19 protein-coding genes and 1 other RNA gene are annotated in these 20,004 nt (G+C 55.1%); 18 read left to right on the forward strand and 2 right to left on the reverse strand.

Translation table 11 applies throughout. The annotated features are described in order from the left end of the window. Window positions 1–6: 6 nt before the first annotated feature. The 17 genes from ffs (at window position 7) to JJE36_04520 (ending at window position 17,099) form a co-directional block, all read left to right on the forward strand. Window positions 7–102: signal recognition particle sRNA small type (ffs, locus tag JJE36_04440), an RNA gene on the forward strand. Between the two features lie 32 nt (window positions 103–134). Further along, complete coding sequence (gene dnaX, locus JJE36_04445; GenBank protein MBK5211545.1) at window positions 135–2,012, forward strand: DNA polymerase III subunit gamma/tau; 1,878 nt, start codon at window positions 135–137, stop codon at window positions 2,010–2,012. A gap of 45 nt (window positions 2,013–2,057) precedes the next feature. Then, window positions 2,058–2,366 (forward strand): YbaB/EbfC family nucleoid-associated protein, encoded by a 309-nt coding sequence (locus tag JJE36_04450; protein MBK5211546.1) that lies wholly within the window; start codon window positions 2,058–2,060, stop codon window positions 2,364–2,366. A 3-nt stretch (window positions 2,367–2,369) separates the two neighbouring features. Continuing rightward, the gene (gene recR, locus JJE36_04455) at window positions 2,370–2,969 is read left to right on the forward strand and encodes a recombination protein RecR (GenBank protein MBK5211547.1); all 600 of its coding nucleotides are present in this window, start codon (window positions 2,370–2,372) and stop codon (window positions 2,967–2,969) included. A 194-nt stretch (window positions 2,970–3,163) separates the two neighbouring features. Further along, a complete protein-coding gene (locus JJE36_04460) occupies window positions 3,164–3,739 on the forward strand; it encodes a 2-oxoacid:acceptor oxidoreductase family protein (GenBank protein ID MBK5211548.1) in 576 nt (191 codons plus the stop codon). Then, window positions 3,739–4,068, forward strand: coding sequence for a 4Fe-4S binding protein (locus JJE36_04465; GenBank protein ID MBK5211549.1), 330 nt, complete (start codon window positions 3,739–3,741; stop codon window positions 4,066–4,068). Before JJE36_04460 ends, JJE36_04465 begins: the two co-directional genes overlap by 1 nt. A gap of 3 nt (window positions 4,069–4,071) precedes the next feature. Then, the gene (gene porA, locus JJE36_04470; protein ID MBK5211550.1) at window positions 4,072–5,286 is read left to right on the forward strand and encodes a pyruvate ferredoxin oxidoreductase; all 1,215 of its coding nucleotides are present in this window, start codon (window positions 4,072–4,074) and stop codon (window positions 5,284–5,286) included. Further along, complete coding sequence (locus tag JJE36_04475; GenBank protein ID MBK5211551.1) at window positions 5,283–6,218, forward strand: pyruvate ferredoxin oxidoreductase; 936 nt, start codon at window positions 5,283–5,285, stop codon at window positions 6,216–6,218. Before porA ends, JJE36_04475 begins: the two co-directional genes overlap by 4 nt. An 84-nt stretch (window positions 6,219–6,302) precedes the next feature. Then, window positions 6,303–9,788, forward strand: a complete 3,486-nt coding sequence (locus JJE36_04480; protein ID MBK5211552.1) for an InlB B-repeat-containing protein — start codon at window positions 6,303–6,305, stop codon at window positions 9,786–9,788. A gap of 129 nt (window positions 9,789–9,917) precedes the next feature. Then, window positions 9,918–10,328, forward strand: a complete 411-nt coding sequence (locus JJE36_04485) for a hypothetical protein (protein ID MBK5211553.1) — start codon at window positions 9,918–9,920, stop codon at window positions 10,326–10,328. Between the two features lie 377 nt (window positions 10,329–10,705). Further along, complete coding sequence (locus JJE36_04490; protein MBK5211554.1) at window positions 10,706–11,959, forward strand: aspartate kinase; 1,254 nt, start codon at window positions 10,706–10,708, stop codon at window positions 11,957–11,959. A 41-nt stretch (window positions 11,960–12,000) separates the two neighbouring features. Further along, window positions 12,001–13,017, forward strand: a complete 1,017-nt coding sequence (locus JJE36_04495) for an aspartate-semialdehyde dehydrogenase (protein MBK5211555.1) — start codon at window positions 12,001–12,003, stop codon at window positions 13,015–13,017. A 55-nt stretch (window positions 13,018–13,072) separates the two neighbouring features. Then, on the forward strand, window positions 13,073–13,672 hold the full coding sequence (locus JJE36_04500; GenBank protein MBK5211556.1) for a QueT transporter family protein: 600 nt from the start codon (window positions 13,073–13,075) through the stop codon (window positions 13,670–13,672). Continuing rightward, window positions 13,669–14,994, forward strand: coding sequence for a hypothetical protein (locus JJE36_04505; GenBank protein ID MBK5211557.1), 1,326 nt, complete (start codon window positions 13,669–13,671; stop codon window positions 14,992–14,994). Before JJE36_04500 ends, JJE36_04505 begins: the two co-directional genes overlap by 4 nt. Beyond that, window positions 14,995–15,804, forward strand: coding sequence for a sulfite exporter TauE/SafE family protein (locus tag JJE36_04510; GenBank protein ID MBK5211558.1), 810 nt, complete (start codon window positions 14,995–14,997; stop codon window positions 15,802–15,804). 73 nt (window positions 15,805–15,877) lie between these two features. Beyond that, a complete protein-coding gene (locus JJE36_04515; protein MBK5211559.1) occupies window positions 15,878–16,609 on the forward strand; it encodes a response regulator transcription factor in 732 nt (243 codons plus the stop codon). Between the two features lies 1 nt (window position 16,610). Continuing rightward, window positions 16,611–17,099, forward strand: a complete 489-nt coding sequence (locus JJE36_04520) for a metallophosphoesterase family protein (protein ID MBK5211560.1) — start codon at window positions 16,611–16,613, stop codon at window positions 17,097–17,099. Here the strand turns inward: JJE36_04520 and JJE36_04525 are convergent. Then, window positions 17,075–18,655, reverse strand: coding sequence for a hypothetical protein (locus tag JJE36_04525; protein MBK5211561.1), 1,581 nt, complete (start codon window positions 18,653–18,655; stop codon window positions 17,075–17,077). The two genes, JJE36_04520 and JJE36_04525, sit on opposite strands and share 25 nt — an antisense overlap. Next, window positions 18,656–19,597, reverse strand: a complete 942-nt coding sequence (locus JJE36_04530; protein ID MBK5211562.1) for an EamA family transporter — start codon at window positions 19,595–19,597, stop codon at window positions 18,656–18,658. 92 nt (window positions 19,598–19,689) lie between these two features. Here JJE36_04530 and JJE36_04535 point away from each other — a divergent pair, with 92 nt between their 5' ends. Then, on the forward strand, window positions 19,690–19,827 hold the full coding sequence (locus tag JJE36_04535) for a hypothetical protein (protein MBK5211563.1): 138 nt from the start codon (window positions 19,690–19,692) through the stop codon (window positions 19,825–19,827). Window positions 19,828–20,004 lie beyond the last annotated feature (177 nt).

The raw sequence follows: 20,004 nt of genomic DNA on the forward strand, positions 1-20,004 counted from the left end.
ATGCGCCCAGTGGGCTCGGACGGCGTTATACCGTGAACCTGGTCAGGACCGGAAGGTAGCAGCCATAAGCGGTCACTGATGGGTGTCCGAGTCCACTGGGCGCATTTTTCCCACGTCCGAGAAACGGAGTGCGTGTGGCACACCAATCACTTTATAGGAAATATCGCCCCGACACGTTCGATGACATGGTGGGACAACAGCATATCGAGCGCACGCTTCGCAATGCGGTCGCGCAGGACTGCGTCGCGCATGCCTACCTGCTGACCGGTCCACGGGGAACCGGAAAAACAAGTACCGCCCGCCTGCTCGCGAAGGCGCTTTTGTGCGACAACGGCCCGAGCGATACTCCCGACGGCAGTTGCCAGTCGTGTCTTGAAATCGCGCAGGGAAACCACCCCGACGTCATCGAGCTCGATGCGGCGTCGCGAAACGGGGTCGAAGCGGTTCGTACCGAAATCATCGAACGCGTATTTTATGCACCCGTGCGTGGCAAGTATAAGGTTTATATCATCGACGAAGTCCATATGCTTTCGACGGGTGCTTTCAACGCGATGTTGAAGACTTTGGAGGAACCACCCTCTCACGTCGTCTTCATTTTATGTACGACCGACCCTCAAAAAGTTCCCGATACGATTCAATCGCGCTGTCAGCGCTTCGATTTTCATCCGATCAGTTCGGAGCAAATCGTCGAGCGTCTCAGATTCATCGCCGAATCCGAAGGCATCAGAGTCGACCGCGCGTCGTATGCGCTCATCGCCAAGCACGCCGACGGCGGAATGCGCGATGCTATCACCGTGCTCGAACAACTTTCCGCCTACACCGGCAACGACATATCCGTCGACGATGTCGAGGGAGCACTCGGCGAAGTCAGCACCGTCGCGTTGGCCGAATTGATGTCCGCAGTGGCGCAGCGCGACACAGCCGCCTGCTTTCATTGGGTGGCCGATCAAGTCGAAACAGGCGCCGATTTGCCTGAACTCATCCACGGTCTTCTCGCCTATGTGCGCGATATGTATGTCATGGGAGTTCTTGAAAACTCCGACGGCCTCATCAATGTGACCGATGATGATCGCATAAAAATGCGCTCGCTCACAGGCGAGTTCGAAGGACCGGATCGTATCGCCCGCATCATCGATCTTTTGACCGATGTGAGCGGAGAGATGCGCTATTCGACCGAGCCGAGAACAGTGCTCGAACTAGCGCTTGTCCGGACGACACGCGTCGACGGTGAGTATACGCTTGAAGCGCTTGCCGAGCGCATCGAGCGTCTCGAACGCGGGCTCAGTGCAGTTCCGGCGATTTCTCGTCCGGTGGCACGAGCAGCGGCTGAACCTGCGAAACCGGTGCAGCAGGCTGTCGCGAAGGAAATTCCTCCGAAAGAAGTGCCGATTTCTGAAACCGAGCCGGAGTCTCTTGCGCCACAGAGCGGTGGATCGCTTAATGCCGGTACGGTAAAACGATCATGGCGCGCCGTTCTCGCGGAAATTAAAAAACAAAAGGCGAGTCGTTCTCTCTTCTTTGCGGATGCGAGCATTGAATTCACGCAGGAAGGAACGTTGCTCGTCACCTGGCCGAAAGACGGTGAGTTTAAAATGAAGGCGGCGCAGGACAACAAGGAGCTCCTCGCCAATGCTTTATTCACGGTATTCGGGTCGAATCTTCCCTTCGAGTTCCGGTTGGGAAAAAATCACGAGCCGGTACTTAAGCCCGAGCCGGTACGTAATCTCGAGCCATCTGAGCCGGCTGAGCCGTTCGGTAAGCCCGAGCCGGAGCCTCCGATTGCGCAAGACCCCGGACCGATGGCAGAGGTGGATTCTCATTCGCAGACCCCCACCGGCTCTGCCGATGCGCTCGATACGCACGATTCGTTGTTGGCAGAGATTGTGGCGCTCGGAGGAAAGATCGAGAAAATCGAATCGAACGTACCGAAAGAAGACGATGCGAACGTGCTCGGCGATTCGTTTGATGGAGGTCTTGTCGACCCCGATGAAGAACAACTCTCTTTCGATTAAGATTAACGTTATAAATTCAATGTAGCTTCAAAGAAAGGTTCGTCCATGAATATTCAAAAAATCATGCAACAGGCTCAGCAGGCGCAAGCCCAGATGGCGAAAGTCCAAGAAGAGCTTGCCACAGAAACGTTTGAAGCGAGTGCCGGCGGAGGCATGGTCAAAGTGACCATCACCGGTGACCAATCGGTGCAGTCGGTTAAAATCGACCCGGCAGCCGTCGACCCCGAAGAGGTCGAAATTCTCGAAGACATGGTCGTCGCCGCCATCAACGAGGCTATGCGTGTCGCCTCCGAGAAGGCCGCAGCGAAAATGCAAGCGGTCACCGGCGGGCTCAACATTCCGGGGCTCATGTAATCCATGCGGTATCCGCTTCCCATTCAACGTCTCCTCGACGAACTCGAACGCCTCCCCGGCGTCGGGCCGAAGTCCGCACAGCGTATTGCCTATTGGCTGCTCGCAAGCGATAAGGCGGATGCCGATCGTTTGGCTGCTTCGATCGTCGAGATAAAAGACACTATCCATTTTTGTCCGCAGTGCTATAACTTCGCCGAGGGTCCGCTGTGCGAAATTTGTGCGAACACGAAACGCGATGCATCGATTATCTGTGTGGTCGAAGAGCCGCGCGACGTCGCCGCCATCGAGCGCACGAGCGAATTTTTCGGGCTCTACCATGTACTCCACGGCGCGATTTCTCCCATGGACGGAATCGGTCCCGATCAGTTGCGCGTCAAAGAGCTCATCGCGCGTCTCGCCGATAAAGAAGTCACCGAGGTCGTACTTGCTACGAACCCCAATGTCGAGGGGGAAATGACGGCGGTTTATATCGCCCGTCTCATAAAATCGCTCGGAGGTATCAGAGTCACCCGTATCGCGAGCGGACTTCCCGTGGGGGGTGATCTCGAGTACGCCGACGAAGTTACGCTCGGCCGTGCCTTCGAGGCACGCCGCGAAATGTAGCGTCATATGCTTTTCAGGCCGTCGGCTCGAAAATCTCCGTCGGCCCGAAAGCTCCGTTGTTTTTTTCGATACTCATCCATTTATCGACACGCGCGGTGCCTTTTGTCCTATAAAGGCGCGCTATTCGCCCACGAGGCGGCTTTCTTATCGTATAGTGGTTCCGTTCCAGAACTCTTTTTATGAAAGGCGAAGCGATGAATAAGCTTACCGAAATACGCTGGCATGCACGCGCCGGCCAAGGTGCGGTTACCGCGGCAAAGCTTGTGGCCGAAACTGCGCTCTTCGAAGACCGCTATATGCAGGCGATGCCCGAGTACGGTCCCGAGCGCATGGGCGCACCGCTGAAAGCGTTCACCCGCATTTCAGACGAGCCCATCGAAGTCTCGAACAATATCGAGCACCCCGACATCGTCGTTCTTCTCGATGAAACCTTGCTCGATGTCGTTGACATCACCGAGGGGATACACGATGACGGCGCCGTTATCATCAACACCACCCGGACACCGGCGCAGATGCGCGCGCGCCTCGGCGTTCCCGACTCGGTCGTCGTGGCCACCGTCGACGCCTCCGGCATAGCGCTGGCGACCATCAAGCGCGATATCCCCAATACACCGATTGTGGGAGCACTCGCCAAGGTTCGTCCGGTCGTCGCGCTTGAATCAATCAAAGGCCAGCTCCAACGGACATTCGGTAAAAAATTCGCCCAAGAGATGATTGACGCTAACCTGCAATCGGTTCAGCGTGCATACGAGGAGGTGCAGGTAGGCTAATGTCAGAGATGAAGTGGGATATCACCGAATTCGACTCCTGGAATGCGCAGGACTTTCCGGAAGGTATGGTCGGTCTCGAAGCCGGAAATGCACAGTTCTACGCCACCGGCGGCTGGCGTTCCATTCGTCCCGTATGGGATGCGGAGGCGTGCAAAGACTGCATGCTCTGCTGGATAAACTGCCCCGACTCCTCCATAGAGGTTGCCGACGGCAAAATGACCGGTATCAATTACGACCACTGCAAAGGATGCGGCGTGTGTGTGAAGGAGTGCCGCTTCAATGCATTGAAAATGGTGTCCGAGCACGACCACGGCAAGGAGGGGGTATAGCTTATGGCACCCGAGAAAGCAACGCAGAAAACGATAGCGGCGACCGGTAACGGTTTCGTTGCCGAGGCATACCGCCAAATCGACCCCGATGTCGTGTGCGCCTATCCGATTACTCCCCAGACGACCATCGTCGAGGACTTTGCCAAGTTCGTCGCGAAGGGACTCGTGCATACCGAGTACGTCACGGTCGAAAGCGAGCATTCCTCGATGTCTGCGGCCATCGGTGCTTCCGCCGCCGGTGCGCGAACCATGACGGCGACTTCCTCACAAGGTCTCGCTTATATGTGGGAGGAGCTCCACGTGGCCTCCGGTTTGCGGACCCCGATCATCATGGTGAATGCGAACCGTGCGATTTCGGCACCGATCAACATCCACTGCGACCATTCAGACGTCATGGGCGCGCGTGATACCGGGTGGGTCATCTTGTTTGCGGAAAATGCGCAAGAAGCCTACGACAACACCATCATTTCCGTTCGTGTCGCCGAGGAGAACATGCTCCCCGTGATGCCGACGCTCGACGGTTTCATCACCACGCACTCGATAGCACGCGGCGAGGTGTGCGATGACGCGACGGTAAAGGCTTTCGTCGGCGAGTTCACCCCGGAGCATTCGCTTCTCAACAAGGAACAGCCTGTGACGGTAGGCGGTTTTGCCACGCTCGGTAACACGTATCAAAACATCAAAGAGGCCGAGCGCAACGCGATCGATGCCGCGAAAGACTCGATACAGCGCATCGGCGATGAGTGGGAAGTTTTAACCGGTCGCCCCTACAACCATATCGAGAGCTTCGGTATGGAAGACGCCGAGCGCGCAGTCGTCATTCTCGGCTCAGCGGCCGGTAACGTTCGCGCAGTTGTCCGCGAGCTACGCGCTCAAGGTGAAAAAGTCGGCGTTGTCAACATTCGCACCTATCGCCCGTTCCCTTCCGCCGAACTCGCTGAGATTTTGAAAAACTGTAGAGTCGTTGCGGTGCTCGATCGTGCGGAGTCGTTCGGCGCCATCGCCGGGCCCCTCGCGCTCGACACCATGTCGGCGCTTTACACCTACGATGTCCGCGTGACACTTCGCACCTATATCTACGGATTGGGCGGCGCAGACGTCAAACTCGAGTACATTCGTTCGGTTTACGAGGACTTGGCCGAGGCCGGCGCAGGCGCGCCCAATCCCGGTTTGGTCTATCTTGGCGACCGCGACGAGAAAGAGGAGGATCGACTATGACAAACATCAAGCAATTGACCGAGTTGCCCGAGCGCCTGTGCGGTGGGCATCGCTTGTGCGGAGGGTGCGGAGCTTCGGTGGCCGTGCGCCAAGTATTGATGGGCGCCGGTGACAGCGAGGTCGTGGTTTCCTCTGCGACCGGATGCCTCGAAGTATCCACCACCATCTATCCTTACAGCTCATGGAACGGTTCGTTCATCCACAATGCTTTCGCGAACAGCGCGGCGACCATGTCGGGCGTCGAGGCGGCCTTCAAAGGGCTGAAAGCTGCAGGTAAGATTCCCGCCGATCGCGACGTGAAGTTCGTTGCGTTCGGAGGCGACGGCGGTACCTACGATATCGGTCTTCAGTCACTTTCGGGAGCGATGGAGCGTGGACACGATATGGTATATGTGTGCTACGACAACGGTGCGTACATGAACACCGGAATCCAGCGCTCATCGGCAACGCCGCAAAACGCGTGGGCGACGACTGCGGAAGTCGGTTCGGCGCAGCAGGGTAAAAAGCAGCCGCGTAAGGATTTGACCGCCATCATGGCCGATCACCATATCCCTTACGTCGCACAAGCTTCGATCGGATACTGGAAAGATCTCGTCGAGAAAGCCGAGAAGGCATTCAATACGGAGGGGCCGGCGTTCATAAACATTTTGGCTCCGTGCCCGCGCGGTTGGAGAACCAAAGCGGAGGATACGACTGAAATCGCGCGTCTGGCCGTCGAGACGGGCTTTTGGCCGTTGTTCGAAGTCGAAGATGGTACGTGGCGCCTGACTACTCCGGCGAAAATCAAGGAGTTCAAGCCGGTCGTCGAATTCCTCAAGCCGCAGGGACGTTTCAAGCATCTCTTCAAGCCGGGCAACGAGGCACTTCTCGAAGAGGCACAACGCTCGGTCGATGAATACTATGCATGGCTGAAGAAGCGCTGCGAGGCGTAAAAATCAACGGCCCCGTTTCAACTATCGAACATTATCGAGCCCGGGAGTATTTCTGGGCTCGACTTGTGTATGATGTAGAGTTGATTGGAGACACTCATGTTTTCTGCCCGATTCCGGTTCAAGCCGGCAGTAAGAATAATTTTGATCTTATCGGTGGCTCTGTTCGCCGGTCAGGCATCTCTTTCTATGGCGGTCCCCGCCAATCCTACGCCACAGGTAGTTCGGCAAGCCGATGGCTCGAAACTCGAAGTTTTCCAAAAAGGTGATGAGTTTTTCAACTGGGCTGAAGATTCCTCCGGCCACGTGCTCGGCTATGACAAAAACTCGAAGAATTGGCGTTATGCGGCCATCTCGAACGGGAAACTCGTACCGGGTTCTGTGAAAGCAAGAAGTTCGTCGAATTTGGCGACGCAATCCGTGCCGTCGAGCGCGCTGACTGAAAGCAATCTGAAGACGCTCATCAAGAAGGCGCAATCATCGAGAGCGGCGCAAGAGGTCGGTTCGACGAGTTCTTCTTCTTCGGGCACTGTCTCCACAGTGAAAACTGCCGCATCGGTCGCTCCGCTTTCCAGCTCGAATCTGCACCCTGACTTGCTTGTCATTCTCGTCGAGTTCAAGGATGCCCCTTTGACTCAGAGCATCGATTATTGGACGAACAAATATTTTAGTACCACCTTCGGCGAAACGAGCGTCAACAACTACTATAAGGAAGCTTCGGGTGCGAAGGATTTCAGCTTCTCGCAAATTTCTTTTGTCGATGGCGGTCAAACAATTTCTGACCTCATAATTTCCAATCCGACGAGTGAAATTTCATCGCTTCAGCTGAAGGATGGCGTGATTAAAGCGACATTCAACGTCGATCACCCCGGATATACGACCGATGGATACTTGACCGATGCATATGTCAAAAAGGCGTTTGCAGCGGCTTCCAGTTATATTGATTATTCTTCCTATCCCACCACGTCCGACGGCTCTATTTTGCGTGACAATTTCCACGTGAGTTCCATCGTGGCCGGCTGGGAGGCATCAGCCCAACCCTCCGATAAAGATCAGAGTACGTGGGGGCATGCCAATATCAAGGCGCTTTCTGACGGTTCCGTCGTCAGCGTCGACCCGAGCACTGGGACGTTATATTCTTATGCGACACAAGGCGAGATATTCTCGGGGAGTTTTTTGACCTCTTCGGCGATTCCGATGGGCATAGGGGTCACGGCGCACGAGCTCGGGCACGACCTCGGCCTGCCCGATTTATATGATTACGGATATGATTCACAGGGCGTCGGTGCCTATTCGTTGATGGCTGCGGGAAGTTGGGGATATGCGCCGGGGGAGTATGCGAGTGAAACGCCGGTACAACTCGACGCATGGTCGCGCGTCGCGCTCGGTTTTGTGAAGCCTGTGACCATCACCTCCAATCAAGTAAATCAATATTCTCTGAAATCCAACAGCGCTTCGGATCCGACGCAATATAACGTGTATAAAATTACAAGCACCGCTAACCCAAACCAATATTTTTTGGTTGAGAATAGACAGCGCGGTGGGTATGACGCTGGGCTTTACGGACCCACCGGGAGAACGAGTTACACGGGAATTCTCATATATCATATCGATGAAAATGTACTTGCCGTCGGGGGTATGCACCCAAACGATGATAAATACCATCAGGGTGTCGATATTGAGGAAGCCGATGGTAGCAACCAGCTCGACAATTCCGATGACTACTTTTCGAGCTATCCCTATCACTCTTACACGAATCATTTCTTTACCAAGTCGGGGTATTCGACATTCGGCACAGCAACTTCTTCCAATTCAAACTTCCATACGCCAACCGTGGGAACTCACACCGCGATTCCGGAAACGGGTGATACAGACTGCCATCCCGAGACCGTTCCGAGCGGCGTTCTGATAAAGGTGAATTCGGAATCCGGCAGCACGATGACCTTTCTCAACGGGGCGACCAGCATTGGGTTCCTTGTAACGTTTGACGCGAATGGAGGCTCAGTCGGTTCATCGTCGCTCACCTATACCGGCACCCCCGTCGTGCTTCCGACGCCGACGCGTACGGAATATGCCTTCGATGGCTGGTACACCGCAGCCACCGGTGGTACGAAGGTCGAGAGCCCCTACACACCGTCGGGCGCAATCACCCTTTACGCACAATGGACAAAGATATTGTACACACTTGCATACGATTCCAACGGTGGGGCAGGAACAGCACTGCCGATGCAGAGCGGAGCGGCAAGCTACACGGTGGCAGCCAACACGTTCGCTCTCGCAGGCTATACGTTCGTAGGTTGGAACACAGCCGCCGATGGCGCAGGCACCAGCTACGCCGCAGGAGCGACCATAACGCCAGCAGCAAACGTCACGCTGTATGCAAAGTGGACGGAGGGGACAGTCGGGAGCACATTCACCGCTGGTGGAATCCTCTACAAAGTCACGGCATTAAGTCCGAATACCGTTCAAGTTGGCGACGGAAACAACGGGGAAATCGTAACGGGTGCGATTGTCATCCCACCAAACGTAAGCGATGGGACGCTGACTTATGACGTCACTTCTCTAGGAGAGAGTGCGTTCAGCGACTGCACCGGTCTTACCTCAATCACCATTCCCGTAGGTGTCACCTCTATAGGATTTGCTGCATTCACCGATTGCACAAGCCTCACCTCAATCACGATCCCCGAAGGTGTCACATCTATAGAAGGTTCTGCATTCACCTACTGCTCAAGTCTCACCTCGGTTATTATCCCGAGCAGCGTTACCTCCATAGGAACTTTTGCATTTGAGAGTTGCACCAGCTTAAAGAGCGCCACATTTATGGGGGCAGCACCTACAACCTTTGGCACAAGCGTATTCGCTAGCAGTGCAAGCGGCTTTGTCATCTCCTATTATGCTGGGCAAACGGGTTGGACTAACCCGTGGAACGGCTATACAACTGTTCCGATTACAGTCACCTACAACGCCAACGGTGGGGCAGGAACAGGTACAACCTATGCTGCGGGTGCGACGATTGCCCCGAGCGCAGACGTGACGCTCTCTGCAAAATGGACGATTAACAAGTATAAAGTGATTTTTTCCGGTAACGGCGGCTCGACACCAAGCGCGCTGGTGTGTACGTCGGGGAAAACACTCGGGACGCTTCCGACCTCGACGCGCAGCGGGTATGCTTTCCAGGGTTGGTATAACTCGTCGGGGACCAAGGTATCTTCAACTACCGTAGTGCGTGGTGCCGTGACATTGACGGCACGTTGGAAGTCGAAAAATGCCTATGTGACCTCGGTTGCCAAAAGCACGGGGAGCTGGAATAAGGCGTGGAGCAAAACGAGCTACTACCCAAGCTATCGTGTGCTCACGATTTCTCGCTACAGGAGTTCGGTGAGAATAACACCCGCCAAATCGTCGAATGCAATGCTCTATTTCAAGTACAAGGGCGAATCGTATGCGAGGATTTATACGTACCGCACCGTCTATTTGAAGCGCGGGCAATCGAAGACCGTATACTTCAGGTGCATCTCCGAAACCGGCGCCGTCACGCACACTTACAGGTTAATCGTGAAGCGCAATAAATAGCGCATATTCCCGTATATTGACAGTGCAATTTCTGTACGCATTGTATAGAATGTATCAATGATTTAAATACTTCAGTAAGTTTGCCTAAACTTATGCTAGTATGCTAGATTCATTCTAGGAGAGTTATATATGATAGAAAAAAATATAATCAAATGGTACAACGAAGCGGTCAAAGATTTGGAAAACGCCTATTGCGCGCTGAACGAGGCCCAGATTCTCGTCAATCGTGCCGAGGAAAAATTACATACCGTCAAAAGGCTCTTCGTTCTTGAAGGCGGCGATCTTTCCGATCTAGGTGAGCTTCCCAGCTTTCATCATGATGATATCGTCGACGATATAGAAAACATATTGATTGATGAAAACAGACCGATGAGAATCGGAGAAATTCGCACGGCGTTGGTTGCGCGTGGTATTGCAATTCCCGGAAAAGGAACGGATGCGAACCTGATTACACGAATCAACAGGTCGAACGGACGTATCGTGAGGATTGCGCGCGGGCTTTACGACATCAAGAGGAAAGACTCTGGTATTTCACGGTAATTTGAGCGTATAATATCCTGTAGTTATCTTGTATATTTCATGCAATAATACGCAGGAAGTTGTTCCGGTATGGACCACGAGGATATTCACGATGGTATCTTACATACGGATCGCGAATTAGACGGTATAAAAAGCAGTTTGTATCAGCTAGATGAGCGAATAGCCCTGTTGGAAAGCACAATTTTGTCCATTGATGGCTACATCGAGAAACAAGGAATTTCCCTGGGCGAGTAGTTTTCTCAAGCATCGTCGACGTATAAAGATACAATTCAATGAATCATAGGTATGACAGGCGGACAAAGTGAGTCGCCTGTTTGTTTTATGTCATAATTGAAACCTACATAAAAGGCAGGGGTTTCATAAGGGGTTGTACGCACGTGGCACTCATCGTCACAAAATTCGGGGGAACATCGGTAGGCACGACCGAGCGCATTCGCTCGGTGGCAAATCGTCTCATCGCCATGAAAGAGCGGGGCGACGATGTTCTTGCGGTCGTGTCGGCGATGGGCAAGGAAACCGACCGCCTCCTCGACTTGGCGCACCAAATCACCGGCACGCCTTCGACACGTGAACTCGATATGTTGCTCACCACCGGCGAACAGGTGTCGATCTCACTTTTGGCGATGGCCATCCAGGCAAAAGGGTATAAAGCCGTCAGTTTTACCGGACCGCAAGTCGGCATCATCACCGACGATGTGCACACGAAAGCGAAAATCACCGCCGTCGACGCGGCTTGTGTCAGAAAGGCCATCGAGGATGACATGATCGTGGTCGTCGCCGGTTTTCAGGGAAAGACTCCGAGCGGACAGATCACCACGCTGGGCCGCGGTGGTTCGGACACCACCGCCGTCGCGCTCGCAGCCGGCCTGAACGCCGATATCTGTGAGATATATACCGACGTGAGCGGCGTGTTCACCGCCGACCCACGCATCGTTCCCCGTGCGCGCAAAATCGATGAGGTCAGCTATGAGGAGATGCTCGAGATGGCATCGTCGGGGGCAGGCGTTTTGAGCATGCGCTCGGTTGAGTTCGCCCGCAACCACGGTGTGACGATTCATTGTCGCAGTTCGTTTTCAGATGAGAACGGTACCATCGTAAAGAAAGCAGGAGCCGAAATGGAACATGCAATCGTTTCCGGCGTGACCTATGACACTTCCGAGGCGAAAGTGACCATTCGCGATTGTCCCGACACTCCCGGTGTCGCTGCGCGCGTGTTCAACGCGTTGGCACGAGAAAACGTCAATGTCGATATGATCATCCAAAACGTTTCCGAAGAGGGCCTCACCGATATATCGTTCACCACGCCGGAAAGCGATTTGCCGCGCGCGCGTAAAGCAATCGACAGCGTCGCCGTTGAAATCGGCGCGCGCACATGGGGGGTGCAGCCCGCCGTCGCTAAAATCTCAATCGTCGGCGCAGGCATGCGAACCAACCCCGGCGTTACCGCGAAAATGTTTACCACGCTTGCGCAGGCGGGCGTCAACATCGATATCATTTCAACCTCGCCGATTCGGCTGAGTTGTGTCATCGCGCTTGCCGATGTCGAAACGGCGGTGCGTGCCTTGCACACGGCGTTCGGGCTCGATGAGACCGATGTGGTCGTCGAAGTCGCTTCCGAAAAACAAAACTAAGGATTTGGTGCAAGATGAGTAACTCCACCTGGACGAAAGCCATGCCGAAAGAACCTGTCGTCGCTGTGGCCGGTGCTACGGGTGCCGTCGGTATCGAGATGCTGAAAACGCTCGAACAACGTCATTTCCCCGTCTCACGCGTCATCGCGCTGGCGAGTTCGCGCAGTGCCGGTAAAAAGATCGCGTTCAACGGACCGGGCAGCGTCGACGGGTTCCTCATCGTGCAGGAAATGACCGAAGCAAGCTTTGACGGTGTCGACATCGCGCTGTTCAGCGCGGGCGGCTCCGTCAGCGAGAAGTTCGCCCCCGCGGTGACGGCGGCCGGTGCGGTCATGATCGATAACTCGTCGGCGTTTCGTATGGACGAAGATGTTCCGCTCATCGTTCCCGAGGTCAACTCTGGAGATGTCGCGTGGCACAACGGAATCATCGCGAACCCGAACTGTTCGACCATCCAGATGGTGGTGGCGCTTGCTCCGCTTCATGCTCTTTCGCCGATCAAGCGTGTGGCGGTCGCGACCTACCAGGCTGCTTCAGGCGCCGGTGCCGCCGCAATGCGCGAGCTCTATGATCAGACGCAGGATTTTCTCGACGGTGAAAAGTTCGTTCCCGAGAAATTCGTCCACCGGATCGCGTTCAACTGCATTCCCCAAATCGACGTGTTCCTCGACGATGACAGCACCAAAGAAGAGTGGAAGATGTCGGTCGAGACCAAGAAGATCCTGCACGCGCCCGAGATCGCCGTTCATGCGACGTGTGTCCGGGTGCCGGTGCTGCGCTGTCACAGCGAAGTGGTCGACGTGGAATTCGTGAACGATGTCGACTTCGAGCAGGTGCGCGAAGCGCTGGCGTCTGCCCCCGGCATCGTCATCATGGATGACCCATCGAAGAACAACTATCCCATGCCGGCATTTTTGGAAGGGACCGATGAAACCTATGTCGGGCGCCTCCGCAAAGATCCGACGGTTCCAAGCGGAATCTCCCTGTGGGTCGTCGCCGATCAGTTGCGCAAGGGTGCCGCACTCAACGCGGTTCAAATCGCGGAGCTCCTCATATAATTTTCGTCGCTGAGAAGCGACGTGATATATATACCGTTCAAGAGAAAGGGCTGTTGTGGAAAACCAGCAAAATAAAACCACCGTCAAACGTGATAAGAGAACGAGCTATATCGTCCAAGCAGGAGTGATCGCCGCGCTCTCGGGCGCACTCTCGATTTTTGTCATTCAAGTTATGTCGTATCTATCGTGGGGACCGATTCAGTTCCGTATCAGCGAGGCGCTTACCGTACTCGCCCTGTTCACTCCGGCGGCGATTCCGGGATTGACCATCGGCACGCTCATTGCGAACTTGTCCAATTTGGGCGTGGCCGGACCGTTCGGGTGGTTCGATGTCGTGTTCGGCTCCGGCGCCACGTTGCTCGGCGCGATATGGACGTGGAAATTTCGCGATCGCACGAAGCTCGCGCTTCTCGGGCCGGTGTTGGCAAACGCGTTGGTGGTCCCGGCCTATCTCCCCATCATCTTGAAAGGGCTCGGACTCTACAAGATACCGCTTCTCAATATCAACCTCGAGGGGCACTATTTGGCTATGTATCTATTTGGTTTCATTACCGTCGGGTTCGGTGAGGCGGTAGTAGTATATGGGCTAGGCCTGCCGTTGCGGCTGGCGTTGAAGCGCAGCGGTATTCATATCGGAGAGGATAATTCGAAGTGAGTGAATACCATACCTTTGCCGAAGCACTCGAGCATGTGGAGGAAACCGAGCGACCGAAAGAGCCCGGACCTTCGAAACTTGAACCGGCGATAGTCATTCCGACTTTTTGGACGAAGGAATCGCGTGCGAATGCGCACGAGCATTCAGAGGTAAAGCCCTACGAGCATCCGACCGACATCGCGGACCCCAATCCGGGGCTCGGGTATTTGTTGGCGTCATTGTCGGGAAAGCCCAGGGTCGGTAAAATAATTCTCGTCGTCCGTGCCACGGACCGTGTGCTTATGAGCCGTGCCGAAAATCGTGTGCGGGATATCGTGGATAACTTTCCCGAACTCGATGTATTCGTGCTCGGTGAGGTCGAGACCGGTTCGCTCCTGCGCAGAATGGACGAGCTCGATTTAGGCGCGATGGTTTCAAGCATCGACCTGGACAGCTATGGTGCTGCCCGAAACCTGGGACTCATCGCAGCGAGTATTTTCGGGAAAGACTCCGTCATTTTCATCGATGACGATGAAGTCGTCGAAGACGAACATTTCATCGAGGCGGGTCTTTTCGGTCTCGGCTTGCCGATTCAAAAAGGCGGCTATCTGTACGCGAAGTCCGGATATTATATTAACGAAGACGGCAGTTGGCAACATGCGAATGACGACAAAAGCATCGCCGGCGTGGTATGGCGTCAAGCAGATGCCTACAATAAGGCGCTTTCGTATGTCATGCAGCCTCCGCGTTTGCAAAGGGCACGCATCGTATTCGGTGGATGTCTGGCCGTTCACAAGGAAATGTATACCCAAATCGCTTTCGACCCGTGGGTAATGCGCGGGGAGGATGTCGACTACCTGATCAACATCCGCCTTCACGGGGGCGAGATGTACATCGACGACAAGTGGAATGTCGTGCACATGTCGGGAGGAATCGCTTCGCCGGCGGCACGGTTCCGCCAAAACATCTACCGCTTCATCTATGAGCACCGTAAGCTCGAGTTCGCCAAATCGCAAGTCGATTTGTCGCGTGTGACGTCGAGTTCGCTCGATCCGTGGCCCGGTGATTTCGTCGACAGTTCGGTCGAGCTACGCGCTCGCATCACCGGACTCCTCCATGCGATTTTCGGCCCCGAGCGCGCACAATATTGGCACGCCGGAACCAAGACGGTTCGTTCGGCGAGTGAGTATGCGCGTCAACATTGCGCCGATTATTTCGCGCTTCAGCGCGCGTGGAGTTTCATGATGAACAAGTTGTGGGAAGATGTTCCGCTCGGTTCGCTGTACAGCGGTGAGCGCAAGATCGACCGTACCGCCTATACGGGGGAGTTTCGAGCGGTCTAGATGTTCCACTTCCTCATCGGCATACTCCCCAGCGTTGGGCTCGGCTTGGTCTCAGGCGTGCTCAGCGGTATGTTCGGTATCGGCGGCGGCGTTATCACCACGCCGGGGATTCGGTTGCTTTTAGGCGGATCGGCCATGAGCGCCGTCGCGACTCCTTTGGTTGGTATCGTGCCGAGTTCTCTCACCGGAGCGTACAACTATCTCAAAAAAGGGGTCGCCAACTGGCGCATCGGCATCATGCTCGGCGGCGTCGGCGCATGTTTTAGCGCATTCGGCGCATTGGCTGCAAATCATTTCGGCGGCAAAGTCGTCATGGTGGGCACGGTCGTGCTGATTTTATATGCCGCGACCGATACGATTGTATCGGTTGTGCAAAGTTATAAAACGCACGGCGAAAGCGATGTCGCCGCAGAGGTCACGAACGCTCTGCCGATTTCGAAGGGCGCATATCTGAAGGCGGGCGGCATCGGAGCGTTCGCAGGGGTCTACTCGGGCTTCTTCGGTCTCGGCGGCGGATTCGTCATCGTCCCTTTGCTCAGACGCTTGTTGAAGATGGATTATCATGAGGCGATCGGCACCTCGCTCCTCAGCGTCGCCATGCTCTCGATTCCGGGGCTCATCACGCACTCGCTGTTAGGAAATGTGGATTGGATGATGGGCGCGGGAATTGTCGTCGGAGTTATTCCCGGAGCCGCACTCGGTGCTAAAATTACGTTAGGTACTTCTGAACGTGCAACGTCTATCGGCTTTGCGATTTTACTGATTGTGACCGGTATTTGGCTGGGATCAAGCGTGTTTCTCGGTATCTGAGCCGAGCTCGATGATACACTGCACAGTAGCCGAACCGGAATTTAAAAATTGCATGACCAAGTGAGGTATAGCGATGATTAAAGCATTTATAGTTGATGATGAAACTCCGGCTCGCAACGAGCTTGCATTCTTACTCGAAGAAACGGGGAGAGTTGTAGTCGTCGGTGAAGCAGGAGATGTGCGCGCAGCCGTCGAGCTTATAAAAAATCACAGCGCCGATGTCATTTTCCTCGACATCAATATGCCGGGGTTCAGCGGTATCCAGCTGGCGGAAGTTCTCAAATCGCATCCGAATCCTCCCGCGATCATCTTCGTGACGGCCTATTCCAATTTCGCGCTTCAGGCGTTCGAGGTCAATGCAATCGACTATTTGATCAAACCGGTCGACACGGAGCGCCTCAACACCGCGCTCGATAAAATCAAGAAACCCGCGTCACAGACCAATGCGCCCGATTACGTCGGCTCGGCGAACGCCACACGCGTGACGGTCAACAAGGGTGGCAAGAAGCACTTCATCTCATCGAGTGCGATTATCTATCTCATGGCAAAAGACGATTACAGCTATATCCATACCGATGAGGGAAAGTTTCTCTCGACGACTTCGCTCACCCATCTCGAGGAGCAGTTGACGGGCTTCGGATTCTTCCGTGTGCACCGCAGGTACGTGGTCAATTTGGACCGTATCGTCAGTATCGCACCGCAGTCCGGCGGCACCTTGCTGTTGACTCTCGGCGACGGCGAAGCGACGGAGGTCCCCGTTTCAAGGCGACGCGTCGCAATCCTCAAGCAGGATATGGGCATCTGACGTGTCTCTTAAAATCGGTCTGATATCCGATACGCACGGCAAGCTCGACAGTCGGGTTTCGGAGATTTTCTCACAACAAAAACTCGAAGCCATATTGCATGCCGGAGATATCGGGCCGGTCGATATCCTTGTGGCGTTGGAGGAAATCGCGCCGGTATTCGCCGTACGGGGTAATAACGATCACGGATTTCTGGCCTGGCCGCTCGATTCGGTATTCACAAAATTATTTGCGGGCAAGCGAATTACGCTGGTCCACGATTTCAAACGCATAACGCCCGATCGCTCGATGGATGCCCTGATTTGCGGACACACGCATATCCCCATGGTGGTGCGTGAACCGAGAAGCGGTGTGCTCGTGATCAATCCGGGGTCGGCAAGCGCGCCGCGTTCGCCGAGAGGGCCGAGCGTGGGCATTCTCACCATAGACGGTACCCGTGAAAAAGATCCGCTGAAGGTAGAAATCATCTATCTCGACAAAGTACCGCAGTAATCGACGATTTCGGATAGATTGCGTGCGGAAATCACGCGCCTGCCGCGCTCGAGGAGAGAAATAATGTCGCCTTTTCGCTGTGCATTGTTCAATTCGCGCAGCGTGAAGGGCTTACCTTCGAGTTCGATATCGCACGTATTGTCATCATCACCGAGCACGATGAACACGCCCGTGTTCGGTCCGCCCTTGTAAAGTTGACCGGTCGAGTGCAAATAGCGGGGGCCACGTGCGATTATGGTCGGTACTGAAAATTTTTCCTCCAGGCAAGCGGCGCTTTCGACGAGTGCGGTATGCGAGGCGGCCCATTCCGGTAAATAGCTGAGAATAGCGATGTAGTCGCCGGGAGCGATCAAGTCCGCAAGTTCGGAAATCGAACTCGGCTCGACGTCGAATTTTTCTCCTTGGAGCAGTGCATTCGTCATCGTTTTCGAGGAGGCGACATCGGGTTGGTCGAACGGATTCACCCCCATGAGAAATCCGACGAGCGCCACCGCGAATTCCCATCGGATGAATTCCCCGCCGATTTCATAGGGGTTGTCGATGATGAATTCGGCCACGGGGCCGAGCTGCTCGATTTCCTCGGTATAGGCGACGAGTTCCTCATCGTCGCTTTCGTGCAATATCACGACGCATTGGTCCGAGTGGATCGAGGACCCGACGCGATTTTTCGAAGTGACGATGGGGATGATGCCGCGCCCGTCTTTTCCGAGCGATTCGGCAACGAGTTGTTCGAGCCACATTCCGAACGGACGATAGCGCCGGGGAAGGACCAGCATCAGTTTGTTGCGACCCTCCTGCAGACAATCGTTGAGAAACGACGCGAGGTGTGCTCCCGGGTTTGCAAAGGTTTCCTCGCCGCGGCACAGTGTCTCCATGCGGATCGCCGAGTCGATCAGACGTTTGAAATCGATACCGGCAAGTGCCGCCGGAACGAGCCCGAACATCGAGAGGGCGGAAAAACGCCCCCCGACGCTTTTGCGTGCGTGAACGACATGACGCCATTTCTGCGCTTCCGCGGTCCGGCTCAAAGGCGTGTCTTTATCGGTCACTGCGAAGAAGTGCTCGGCGGCTTCTGCGACACCTAGTTCATGCGCCACGGTGTGGAAAAACAGTTCACCCAAGGTAATCGGTTCGACGGTCGAACCGGACTTGCTGGAAACTATGAAAAAAGTCTTCTTGAAATCGAGGAGCCCGATGAGACGCTTTACATCTTCTGCGCAGGTGGTGTCGAGCACGTGAAGGCGCACGTCGGGGTGTTCGAGCACGTCGGAAAGCACGCGTGTGGCAAGCGAACTGCCCCCCATGCCGAGCAATACGACATCGGTGATATGCGCGGCTTCGGTCTCGCGACGGAGCTCGTAGAGAAAATCGAGCACGTTGTCGGTATCGGAGGCGAGCATCACCCAGCCGAGCCGTTCCGATATGGCTTCGATGATAAGCGGGTCGTGCGAAAACAGAGAAGCATCGCGCTCGGAAAGACGCTCGACGGCATCGGAATGTATGAGTGTTTCGATTGAGCTCGTGCTGTTCGTGCTCGCACCGTCGGTAGTGCTCAACTAGTCATCCTCCTTTGAGGCGCCGGCGATTTCAATCGGTGAAATGTCGACTCCTGCGGATGTATCCATTTTAGCAACAATCGTCCCGCCTGCAATGACCAGTGCGCCCCCGAGAAATGTGGAAAGTGTGATGCGTTGCGACATGAACAACGCCGCGAGCACGACGGCCACGACCGGCTCGCCGTAGGTGAATATGGCGGCTTGGTCTGCGCGCAGCCGCTTAAGTCCCGCAAAGAAGATCCACCCGGCGAAGGCGGTCTGAACCACGCCCAGAACAACTAGCCCGCCATAGGCGCCGACCGAGCTCGGACCATTGCCGACCGAGTACTGATAGAGCGCGAAGGGGAGGAGCACCACGGAGGCCAGAACGTATTCGAACCAGATGATGACATCGTTTGGTGCACGCTTCATGATCCGCTTGCTTTGTACGGTCAGCATCGCATAGGTCACTGCGCTCGCCGCAGCCATCGCCGCGCCGACAAACTCCCCGCTGCCGATATGCAGACCTTGCGGTGCCAGAATGATAACCATCCCTGTCACCGAGAGCGCCAGCGGGATTAATATGCGCCTATCGAAGTGCTCGTTGAGGAACAAAGGCGCGATGAGCGCCACGAAGACCGGCCCCATATAGCCGAGCAACTCGACGACTGCGACGTTCGTTCGTTCGAACGCTCCGAGGAACAGCACCCAGTTGAGGGTCAGGATCAGCCCCTGTACGGTCAACCCGATGATCGTCCTTCTATCGAGCTTGGCCACCTTGCGCCAGCGCTTAGCCAGCGTGAGCCAAAGCGTCAGCACAATCGCAGCGAAGAACACGCGATAAAACACCTTGATTATTGGTGCGCCGTCGACGTGTCTGAGAATAAGCGGGATGGTTCCCCATGTGAAAGCGGCGGCGAGTATGGCAACAATGCCGCGCGCGCGTTGGTCGGTTGTATTCATGCATCCCATTATAGCAAGGCAACCGTATCTCGTGAGATACTGGCATTATCGAACATGTTACCTACAGGCTATGAGCTATGAGAGGTGATGATATGCAGGACTTCAAGAAAGCTGTGTATTGGATTTTGATACTCGCGATTATTGCAGCACTGCTATTTTTGATCTGGAACATCTACCTCGGCTTTGCCGGAAACGATCCCGGCTACTTCATGAATTTGTTCAAAAAATAACATGAGGAGGAGCGGGCGAGGCGTGATGATTTTGCTCGCGTCCTCGTCCCGACAGAAGCGCAACCCGCAAAAACCGGCGGTTTGCGCTTCTTCCTCGCGCTGGTGCGGCAGAGATGCGCCGCAATGCGCACTCGGCACTGCGGAGTACTCGCTAAAATCGCCACGCCCCACCCACCG

Source organism: Coriobacteriia bacterium (assembly GCA_016649875.1).
Lineage (GTDB): Bacteria > Actinomycetota > Coriobacteriia > WRKU01 > JAENWW01 > JAENWW01.

Excerpts from the sequence above, each read along its gene's own strand:
- JJE36_04460 (MBK5211548.1), top strand. The coding sequence starts at position 3,164 with ATGAATAAGCTTACCGAAATACGCTGGCATGCACGCGCCGGCCAAGGT.
- JJE36_04495 (MBK5211555.1), top strand. The coding sequence starts at position 12,001 with ATGCCGAAAGAACCTGTCGTCGCTGTGGCCGGTGCTACGGGTGCCGTC.
- JJE36_04510 (MBK5211558.1), top strand. The coding sequence starts at position 14,995 with ATGTTCCACTTCCTCATCGGCATACTCCCCAGCGTTGGGCTCGGCTTG.
- JJE36_04485 (MBK5211553.1), top strand. The coding sequence starts at position 9,918 with ATGATAGAAAAAAATATAATCAAATGGTACAACGAAGCGGTCAAAGAT.
- JJE36_04475 (MBK5211551.1), top strand. The coding sequence starts at position 5,283 with ATGACAAACATCAAGCAATTGACCGAGTTGCCCGAGCGCCTGTGCGGT.
- JJE36_04450 (MBK5211546.1), top strand. The coding sequence starts at position 2,058 with ATGAATATTCAAAAAATCATGCAACAGGCTCAGCAGGCGCAAGCCCAG.
- recR (MBK5211547.1), top strand. The coding sequence starts at position 2,370 with ATGCGGTATCCGCTTCCCATTCAACGTCTCCTCGACGAACTCGAACGC.
- porA (MBK5211550.1), top strand. The coding sequence starts at position 4,072 with ATGGCACCCGAGAAAGCAACGCAGAAAACGATAGCGGCGACCGGTAAC.
- JJE36_04530 (MBK5211562.1), bottom strand. The coding sequence starts at position 19,597 with ATGAATACAACCGACCAACGCGCGCGCGGCATTGTTGCCATACTCGCC.
- JJE36_04465 (MBK5211549.1), top strand. The coding sequence starts at position 3,739 with ATGTCAGAGATGAAGTGGGATATCACCGAATTCGACTCCTGGAATGCG.
- JJE36_04535 (MBK5211563.1), top strand. The coding sequence starts at position 19,690 with ATGCAGGACTTCAAGAAAGCTGTGTATTGGATTTTGATACTCGCGATT.
- JJE36_04515 (MBK5211559.1), top strand. The coding sequence starts at position 15,878 with ATGATTAAAGCATTTATAGTTGATGATGAAACTCCGGCTCGCAACGAG.